The 9239-nt window shown below is 71.9% G+C and carries 8 protein-coding genes and 1 pseudogene; 3 read left to right on the forward strand and 6 right to left on the reverse strand.

Going from position 1 to position 9239, the window contains the following annotated elements; translation table 11 throughout:
- Positions 1-253 (reverse strand): hypothetical protein (locus tag ACTIDRAF_RS34020; protein ID WP_016700722.1); only part of this gene is annotated, 253 nt, incomplete at its 3' end.
- Between the two features lie 1120 nt (positions 254-1373).
- Here ACTIDRAF_RS34020 and ACTIDRAF_RS32190 point away from each other — a divergent pair.
- Positions 1374-1595, forward strand: coding sequence for a hypothetical protein (locus ACTIDRAF_RS32190; protein ID WP_016700723.1), 222 nt, complete (start codon positions 1374-1376; stop codon positions 1593-1595).
- A gap of 95 nt (positions 1596-1690) precedes the next feature.
- On the opposite strand, the gene ACTIDRAF_RS0221205 is transcribed toward ACTIDRAF_RS32190, so the two are convergent.
- The 4 genes from ACTIDRAF_RS0221205 to ACTIDRAF_RS0221220 all read right to left on the reverse strand — a co-directional run bounded on the left by ACTIDRAF_RS0221205 (position 1691) and on the right by ACTIDRAF_RS0221220 (position 6860).
- Positions 1691-2974: a WXG100 family type VII secretion target gene (locus tag ACTIDRAF_RS0221205; protein ID WP_016700724.1), complete on the reverse strand. Its 1284-nt coding sequence runs from the start codon at positions 2972-2974 to the stop codon at positions 1691-1693.
- Positions 2971-3279 carry a hypothetical protein gene (locus ACTIDRAF_RS0221210; protein ID WP_016700725.1) on the reverse strand — a complete coding sequence of 103 codons (309 nt, stop codon included), beginning with the start codon at positions 3277-3279 and terminating at the stop codon, positions 2971-2973. The genes ACTIDRAF_RS0221205 and ACTIDRAF_RS0221210 overlap by 4 nt, the downstream gene beginning before the upstream one ends.
- 328 nt (positions 3280-3607) lie before the next feature.
- A complete protein-coding gene (locus ACTIDRAF_RS0221215) occupies positions 3608-6109 on the reverse strand; it encodes an ABC transporter permease (protein ID WP_016700726.1) in 2502 nt (833 codons plus the stop codon).
- A gap of 4 nt (positions 6110-6113) precedes the next feature.
- On the reverse strand, positions 6114-6860 hold the full coding sequence (locus ACTIDRAF_RS0221220; protein ID WP_016700727.1) for an ABC transporter ATP-binding protein: 747 nt from the start codon (positions 6858-6860) through the stop codon (positions 6114-6116).
- Positions 6861-7307: 447 nt separating this feature from the next.
- Here ACTIDRAF_RS0221220 and ACTIDRAF_RS35120 point away from each other — a divergent pair, with 447 nt between their 5' ends.
- Positions 7308-7877 (forward strand): multicopper oxidase domain-containing protein, encoded by a 570-nt coding sequence (locus tag ACTIDRAF_RS35120; protein ID WP_245533599.1) that lies wholly within the window; start codon positions 7308-7310, stop codon positions 7875-7877.
- Complete coding sequence (locus ACTIDRAF_RS35410) at positions 7874-8872, forward strand: multicopper oxidase family protein (protein ID WP_280956888.1); 999 nt, start codon at positions 7874-7876, stop codon at positions 8870-8872. The genes ACTIDRAF_RS35120 and ACTIDRAF_RS35410 overlap by 4 nt, the downstream gene beginning before the upstream one ends.
- A gap of 21 nt (positions 8873-8893) precedes the next feature.
- Here the strand turns inward: ACTIDRAF_RS35410 and ACTIDRAF_RS0221230 are convergent.
- Positions 8894-9239, reverse strand: a pseudogene (locus ACTIDRAF_RS0221230) (hypothetical protein); the annotation flags it as partial.

A 9239-nucleotide genomic window follows, 5' to 3' on the forward strand; every position in this document is an offset into this window, starting at 1 on the left:
GGTGGGCCGTCCACCTGCGCACCTCGTCGTGGCTGTCGGGGGTGTGTTCCAGCGCGTTCACCAGTCGTTGACTACGCGAACGGGTGAGGCCCAGCCGTACCGCCGCGGGGGGTGGTGCGGTGTGGTCGCCGTCGGCCGGTTCCCCGGTGGCGATCAGGTAGGCGAGCCCCGGCGGGACCCCCAGGGCACGGCCGGCCTCCTCGTAGTCGTGCCCGGCGGCGAGCAGGGCACGCGTCTGCTGCTGTGTGGGCATCTCGCTCCCAGTCGGCGTCGTCGGGGGAGTGTCACCTCGACACCTGCCCTGCCCGGTACGACGCAGCGCTAAACACTCCTCCTCGCCGGTGGGTGGTGGGAGCGGCCCGGCGGGGAGCGGGTCCGGGGAGTCCGCTCGGTGCGGCGGCGCGGGGGGCCGGAGACGGATGACGGGGTCCGACGGCGGTCGCCACCGGTCCGCCTCCCCCGGCACCGGGCGGGAGGGTCGGGCGCCGCGTACCGTCGGCCTCCTGCCGGCACCGGGGGAGGCGCGCGTGGTCGTGCCCCGCACCGAGGCGACGCACCCCACCACCGAATTCGCGTCACCCCGCGATGAGCAACCCCTGGTTCACCGTGGTGTGCGTCGCGGCGTCCGGACCCGGGCGGGACCCGCACGGCCGCGTTCGTCCTCGGGCTGCTCGGGTTCCTCCTGCCACTGCCCGCCGTCGTTGGCGTGCTCGCCGGCCCCCGTGCCCGCCCCGACCCGGTGTTGCTCGGCGGTGGGGCGGGGCGCGCGTACCGGGCGTGGCCGCCGAACAGGCCCACATCGGCCGTGGCCCGGGGCGTCCCCTCCGCGCGCGGACCGCTCCTCGGCCTGGTGCGGCGGAGGCGTCCTGGCGGACGTCGACGACCACACGGGGGGCGGTGGGTACCGGTCCCCGGGCGTGGCGGTGCTGACGCCACCGACCCCTGATCCGGGCCGGGTCCCGGCCTCCCTCCCACCCGCGTGCCGCGCCCCTGCGGGTGACCTCACGTCGCTCCACCGGCCACGGTGGCCCGCCACCACCTCCACCTCGCACCGTCCCGCGACGACGGGGAATACCAGAACAACGGGTCGCGGAAAGGTGGCGTGACGAAATCGGAGCCGAAAGGGAACGTCACTTGACGGGGTCACCGAATGCCGTAAATACATTCCCGGTCACCAACCATGCTGGTGGACATGGCGTTCTGGGAAGGAACGGATTTCCGTCCACGTCGGGTTGGTTTTTGTCCGTCCTGATTGTCCTGGGGGAAATTCACGATGTCCACGCAACCGCAGTCGGTCGCCGCTCCGCAGAACGGGCTCGCCACGGCAGGATTCGTGCTCGGCCTGGTGGGGGCTCGCGGTCTCACTGCTGCCGGTGATCGGCGTCATCGCCTGGCCGTTGGTCATCATCGGACTGGTCCTGTCGCTCGTGGGAATCGTCCGAGCGAATCGTGGACATGCGAACAACAAAGGGCTCGCGGTGGCCGGCGCGGTTCTTTCCGTCGTGGGACTCGCCCTGTGCGTGATGTGGGTGGCCGTCGTCAACGGCGCCGCCGAGCGGATTCGCGACCTCTCCTCGTCCGTGCCGGTGTGGTGATGCGCGTCCGCGGCGCTCACCCACCTCGGGATGCCGGGGGGTGCCCGGTGGCCAACCGCGCGGTGCGGCGGCCACCGGATCCCGGTCGCGGGGGCTCAGGCCCAGGGGTTCAGCCCGGAACGGTCCGGTCGCACCCCGTCGGTGTCGGGGACGAACCCGCCCCGGTCGACCTCCGACTCGTCGTAGTCGTCCAGGGTCGTCGTCCCCCCGTGGCCCACCTGGTCGCTGTAGGCCAACCGGCCGTCCTGGCTGATCACCACCATGTCCCCCTGGTCGACCGACTGGCGGACCTGGCTGGCGATCTGATCGGGACTGGCGTTCGGGTTGGACGTGCCGATCTCCCGGCCGCGTTCGTTGTTGTACAGGTCCATCGCCTCGGGGTACCGACCGTTCTCGGGTTTCCGTTCGTGCGCCGTGGCGAAGGCCTCGGACCACTCGGCCCCGAACTCCTGGGTCATCCTGGCGTTCCAGTAGGCGTGCCGGAAGGCGTCCACGTGGTTGTGCGTGGTGTTGTCCGGGTCGCCGAACTGCTGTTCGCTCACGACGTAGGCCTCCTGCTGGAGGCGGTACCAGGTGTACATCTCGTCCGGCCGCAGCTGGAGGAAGAGGTCCAGTTCCTCCTGGGTCCACTTGCTGCTGGGCACCGAGAACCCCAGCTTCTCCAGGATGGGGTTGATGATGTCGACCAGCTCGGGTGGTGGGAAGTCCACCAGCTCGTACTCGGACGCGGCGACCTGGTAGCGGTTGAGAATGTCCTCCAGGGACTCGCGGCCGTCGGGTGTCAGCGCCACCACGTCGTCGCCGCCGAGGGAAATGCTCCGCAGCTCCGCCGCCGCGGCCCGGTTCTCCTGGGCCAGTGCGGTGAGGAGGGTCGCGGCGGCCGTCGCGACGCGCCTGGTGGCGACGGCGAACTCGTGCAGCGCCTCCTCGTCGTCTTCGGGAACGTCGGCGACGCGGGCGGCGAGGTCGGCCACGTGGTCGAGGATCGCGGTGTGGTCCTCCTTCGCCGAGGCCAGGTTGGTGGACAGCGAGGAGAGCACCCCGGCGGCACGGGTGAACAGCGCCGAGTCCTGGAGCAGCGCGGCCCGCTGCTTGGTGATGGCACCCACCGCCGAGGACGCGGCGGAGCCGGTCCACGCGGCCTCCAGCTCGGTCGCCGCCGAGGACAGCCCGTCGGAGGCCGCCGTCTCGGTGGCCTCCGCCGTTCGCGTGCAGCTGATCCGCAGGTCCTCGATGGCCTCCGCGTCACCGCCCAGCTCGCCGATCTTGGCCGGCAGGTCCCCGAGCACCGAACGGACGTTGTCGCCGCTGACCGAGCCGGCGATCGAGCCCAGGCTCGCCGCCCGCTCCTCCAACTCCTCCACCGCCACCTGGCTCACAGCGACACCCCCTTGCCGTCGAAGGCGCGGGCGCGTTCGTCGTCGATGTCGGCGTAGGTCTCCGCGCTCCGCCGCACACCCTCGCCGAGCTCGCCGACCCGCTCCGAGTGCCCGAGCACCGTGCCCGCCAGGTTGCGCGCCAGGTCGTCGAAGGCCTCCGCGCAGTCCGAGGTGGTGAACGCGCCACCCCCGCCGCCGGTGCCGGACTTCCACGAGCGGCACACCGCGTCGAGATCCTCGGACAGGGTCGACAACGAGTCACCCACGGCGGCCAGGTCCTCCTCAGCCACCTCGAAACCGGACATGGTCACCTCTGTCGAGTCTGGTGTCCCAGCCCCCTGAGCGGTCCCGTCACACAGCGCCCCCGGACGTCGGATGGACCGCGCTCTGGCACGGAACGAGTAGTTATCACCAGCAGTATCACTGGGGGCGAGCGGCGGCGAGGCCGGACCCCGGCGAAACCGGTCGTTCGGTGCGACCCCGGGGTTGCCCCTCAGCCATACGACCGAGGCGCCGGCCCGGGGGTCGGCCATTCCCCGGAGGTACCGGCGGGCCCGGCCCGGGCACGGCGAACGGGTGCCGGCGGGACGAACCCGCCGACACCCGCACCGGAGAAGACCGTCGCCGTGGCGATCAGTCGTCCGCGAGCGCCTGCATCGGGGAACTCCTCGCGGCCTTGCGCGCCGGGATCAGCGCGGCCAGCAGCGCCATCGCGATCATCGCGACCAGCACGGCCCCCAACTGGCCCCACGGGATCGCCATCATGGGCACGTCGGAGAGCGCCGAGGCGACCATCGCCGCGTAGGCACTGCCCAGGGTGATCCCGATGACCGTGGCGTACACGCCCAGCAGGGCGCCCTCCCAGGTGAGCATCGACCGCAGTCGGCCGCCACGCAGCCCCAACGCCCGGAGCAGGCCGTATTCCTGGCCGCGCTCCACCACCGACAGCGACAGCGTGGTCGCCACCCCGACCATCGCGACGATGACCGTGATCCCGACCAGGCCCAACGCCACCAACCGCAGGTTGCCGATGATCTCCTCGAACGCCTCCCGCTCCTCGGCCGGGTAGAACAGGCTGAGGTTCGGGTCGATGGGCACGGTCGCCTCCAGCGCCTGCTGGAGCGCGTCGAGTTCGATCGCCTCGTCCGCCGCGATCAGCAGCCGGAACGGGTCGAGGTCGGGCATGAGGGTGCGCAGGTCGTCCGGGTGGATCGAGACGAACCCGAGCGTGCCCCCCTGCCGGTAGATCGCCTGGACCGTCAGCTCCACGGTCCGCCCCTCGGCGCCCACCGTGACCGTGTCACCGACGGACAGGCCGTGGTCGTCGGCCACCCGCTGGTAGAGCGCCACCGAACCCTGGCCCCACTCCGAGAAGTCCCCGGAGGCGATGTTGCGGGTGAGGTTGGGAATCGCGGGGACGTCCACACTGGACACCCACTCCTCCACGACGTCCGTCCCGTAGTCCACGTCCAGCGGGGTCTCCCAGAGGGGCGTGACGGCGCTGACACCGGGCGCGGCGGCCAGGTCGTCCACCAGCTGCTGGTCGAGCAGCCCGTCAACCTCCTCCTGGTTGGAGAAGTCGCTCACCATCGCGTCAGCGGGCATCGACGCCCGCAGCTGCTCGTCCGCGCCGGCCTGCATGCTGCTCAACCCGACGAGCACGGCGCTGACCAGGGTCACGCCGAGGGCGAACACCGAGGCGGTGGTCGCCGAGCGGCGCGGCGCGCGACCGGTGTTGCGGGCCGCCAACCGACCGGCGATCCCGCCCGCCGCCCCGGCCGGCCTCTCGACCAGGCGCGTCATGATGCGCACCAACAGCGGTCCGGCTGCCAGCACGGCGCCGAACAGCAACACCCCGGAGGCCATGACGGCCAGCACGAACAGTTGGCCCTCGTTGGTGCCCATCATCAGCCCCAGGGCGAGCAGACCCAGCGCCCCCAGCAGGAGCAGGACGCCGAGGGTGGTGCGCAACCTGCCCACCCGGGACTCGCTGTCGGCCAGCGGAGCGGAGCTCATGGCCGCCACCGGGGGGATCCTCGCGCCCTTGATCGCGGGGAAGACCGCGGCGACCACGGAGAGCAGCACCGCGGCGAGGACGCAGAGCAGCAGGCTCGGTACCGACACCGTCAGCGGGGGCATGGTGGCGGTGACGAACAGGTCCGCGATGGCCAGCCCGGCCGTGCCCGCGCCGACGGCGGCGAGGGCACCGCTCACCCCGGCGAGGCCACCGGAGATGACCGCCTCCACCAGCAGCGCGCGCACGATCTGCCCGGGATGCGCGCCGATGCAGCGCAACATGGCGGTGCGCTGGCGGCTGCGCGCCAGCAGGATGCGGTAGGTGGAGGCGACGATGATCGCCGCCGCCAGCATCGCGATCACCACGAAGATCGACAACACCAGGAAGATCGAGTCGGCCTGCCGGGCGGCGGACCGCATGTCCTCGTCCCGGACCTGCTGACCGGAGTTCACCAGCACGGAGGTGCCGAGGTCGTCCTGGATGGCGGACACCAGGTCGCCCTCGTCCTGGCTACCGGCCACCAGCAGCTGGTAAAATCCGTCGGTCTCGGACCAGTCGACGAAGGTGTCCTCGCTGGTCATCACGCTGTAGCTGCCCTGAGGGCTGTCCCGCACCAGACCACTGAGGGTGGCCGTGACCGTCTTCTGGTCCGCCTCGGTGTAGAGGACCACCTCGAACTGGTCGCCGATCGCGAAGTCCAGCTCCTCGGCCAGCGAGCGGCTGAGCAGCACCTCGTCGGTACCCGGAGCCGACCCCTCCTCCACCGTGTGCATCGCCAACGGGCCCTCGACGGGGGAGGTGCGCAACACGTAGTTGTTGCGCCCGATGGCGATGGAGACCCCGCTACCGGACGGCGCGACCTGGTCGACGCCCGGCATGGCCGCGACCCGTTGGATCTGCTCGTCGGTGAGCACCCACGGTTCCTCGACGGCGTCGACGACCGCGTCGGTCTCCTCGCTCACCGAGACGGTGCTGCGGATGAACTCGTCGCGGAGGGTGTCGGTGAACAGCATGGTGCCCGCCGCGAAGAACGTGGCGATCGCGATGGCGATACCGGTCAGCAGGATCCGCGAGGGCCGCTGCCGGATCTGCGCGAGTGACGCCTTGCCCAGTCCCATCGTCTCACCTGCTCAGTTCGTCGAGGGCGGCGAGCACGTCCTGGCGGGAGGGCCTGCGCAACTCACCGGCGATCCGCCCGTCGGCCAACAGCACGACCCGGTCGGCGGCCGCCGCGGCGGAGGGGTCGTGGGTGACCATGACGATGGTCTGGCCGAAGTCGCCGGTCGACCTGCGCAGGAACTCCAGCACCTCCCGGCCCGACGACGAGTCCAGGTTGCCGGTCGGCTCGTCGGCGAACACCACCTCGGGCCTGGTCGCCAGTGCCCGGGCGATCGCCACCCGCTGCTGCTGACCGCCGGAGAGCTGGGACGGGCGGTGGCCCAACCGGGGGCGGATGCCGAGGATGTCGATGACGACCTTCAGCCACTCCTCGTCCGGTGAGCGGCCGGCGATGCTGAACGGCAGCAGGATGTTGTCCTCCGCCGTGAGCTCCGAGAGCAGGTTGAACTTCTGGAAGATGAAGCCGATGCGGTCCCGCCGCAGGTCGGTGAGCTGCCGTTCCCGCAGCGAGGTGATCTCGGTTCCGCCGATGGTGATCGACCCGCTGGTGGGCCGGTCCAGCCCGGCCATGCAGTGCATCAGCGTGGACTTGCCCGAGCCCGAGGGACCCATGACGGCGGTGAACTCGCTCTCGGCGACGCCGAGGCTGACCCCGCGCAACGCGTGCACCTGGGTGTCGGCGCTGCCGTACACCTTCGACACGTCGGTGGCCGCCACGATCGTCCCGGTGGCGGTGGTGGTGGATGACATGGTGTTCCGTCCTTTCGTCCGTGTTCTCCCTTCGTCGAGTCGCCTCAGCCGGTCGGGCGGCTCCCTCCGCGCGCGCGGGGGGCAGCGGACCTGGGGGACCGCCCCGGTGGGGTGCTGGCTCCGTCCGGACCGCGTCCGTGCGATGACGGGCCGTGCCAGGCCCGTGGACCGGTCGCCTCGGGCATCCGGAACGCGGTGGTTCCGGGAACCGGGCCGGTGGTGGTGGCGGAGCGCATCGTCGTCCTTCTCGATCGGAGGGGTCGGTGTGCGTACAGCCTGGCCGTGAACCCCTGTCCCGCAGATCAGCCGAACGGCCAGGCACGGGAGGCCCCCTCGGCCGAAAGTCGTAGCCAGGGTTGTCACCGAGCCACCCCAGGACCGGGACCAGGGGCCTGCTCCGGGGCCTTCCCGACGTCGACCAGGCCCTCCGACCGGTTGGCTGAGGGGGTGAGACGAACTCCCCAGTCCCCGCAGTCCCGGCGCCGGTGGCCGCGCCCGCGCACCGTGGTGACCGCGCTCCTGACGCTCTCCCTCGTAGGGGTGATCGTGCTCGCGGCGGGCTTCGCGATCGGTTACCAGGCCGTGCGACGCGACAACCTCGGCCAGCTGGACTTCGCGACACCGCTGGTCGTACCACCCCTCCTCGAACCGGAGACCGACGAGGAAGGCCGCCAGGCCTTCGACCTGCGGCTGAGGGCGGGGGCCTCCGAGCTGCTGCCCGGCACGCGGACGGTCACGTGGGGGGTGAACGGGGACCACCTCGGCCCGACCCTGCGGATGCGGCGCGGCGACCACGTCGCCGTGCGGGTCACCAACGAGCTCTCCGAGGCGTCCTCGCTGCACTGGCACGGGATGCGGGTCCCGGCCCGCATGGACGGGGGACCCCACCAGGAGGTCCGGCCCGGTGGGGTGTGGATCCCGGAGTGGACGGTGCGCCAACCCGCGGCCACCCTCTGGTACCACCCGCACCCCCACGGCCGGACGGCCGAGCACGTCTACCGGGTCTCGCCGGCATGATCATCGTCGAGGACGAGCGGACCGACTCGCTGACGTTGCCCTCGGAGTACGGGGTGGACGACGTTCCCCTCATCGTGCAGGACAAGGACTTCGACGACGCCGGCCAGTTCGACCTCAGCGGCGGCGGCGGGGTGGGCATCCTCGGCGACGAGATCCTGGTCAACGGGACCCACGACCCGCACTTCGAGGTGACCGCCAGCCGCACCCGCCTGCGGGTGCTCAACGGGTCGACCGCCCGCGTCTACCACCTCGGGTTCGTCGACGGCCGGCACTTCCAGGTGGTGGCCACCGACACGGGCCTGCTGCCCGCACCCGTGGAGCGGGACCGGGTGCTGCTCTCACCGGGCGAGCGGGTGGAGATCGTCGTCGAGATGAAACCCGGCGACCGGACGGTGCTGCGGTCCTTCCCCGGCGGCCTGGACGCCGGCTTCCTCCAGGACCGGTTCTCCGGTGGGGACGACACGTTCGACCTCCTCCAGCTGCGGGCCGCCGACCGGCTGCGGGAGTCGCCGCCCGTCCCCCGGGAGCTGGGCACCGATCCGGTCATCGAGCCGCCACCGGACGCCACCGTCCGCACCTTCGAACTCTCCGGGACCTCCGAGATCAACGGGCGGCCGATGGACATGGGCCGCGTCGACGAGGTGGTGCCGGCCGGTGCCACGGAGATCTGGGAGGTCAGGGGGAGCGGAGCCCCGCACAACTTCCACGTCCACGACGTCAGCTTCCGCATCCTCGACCGGGACGGCGTCCCGCCCCCGGCGTGGCTCGCCGGGCCCAAGGACACCGTCTACCTGCCTCCCGGTGTCCTCGTCCGGCTGGCGGTCAGCTTCGGGACCGAGGTGGACGAGGAGGTGCCGTACATGTACCACTGCCACCTCCTCGCCCACGAGGACGCGGGCATGATGGGACAGTTCCTCGTCGTGCCACCCGAGCGGGTCGACTCCGTGGACCCCGCACTGAGCCACCACCCGGGTGGCGGGCACTCCCACCACTGACCGCCGGCCGGGTGCCCCGGGTCACCCCCGGCGCCGGCCCGCTCTCCTCCCGCGTGAGCCGGCAGAGCGACGTGGCGCGACGCCTCCCGGCCGCGCCTCGGCGCCAGCCGTCCCGCGGCGCCCGGCGGCACCAGCCCGGTCGGTGGAGCCGTCCCGGAACATCCGGTACAGCTCCACCCACTGGCGGGAGGTCAGCCGCCGGGGCAGGCTCCGTTCGTCGAGCGACTCGGCGCGGAGCCACTCCCGCAGGCGCGCGGTGGGAACACGCCCGCCTGCCACCCGGCGCAGGATCGCCGGCAGCCCGGCACCGCGACCGGTGAAGACGTCCCGCACGAACGCCTGGTACGGCTGCCGGTCGTCCTCCGCC

Origin of the sequence: Actinoalloteichus spitiensis RMV-1378 (assembly GCF_000239155.1) — a bacterium.
GTDB classification, from domain to species: Bacteria; Actinomycetota; Actinomycetes; order Mycobacteriales; family Pseudonocardiaceae; genus Actinoalloteichus_B; species Actinoalloteichus_B spitiensis.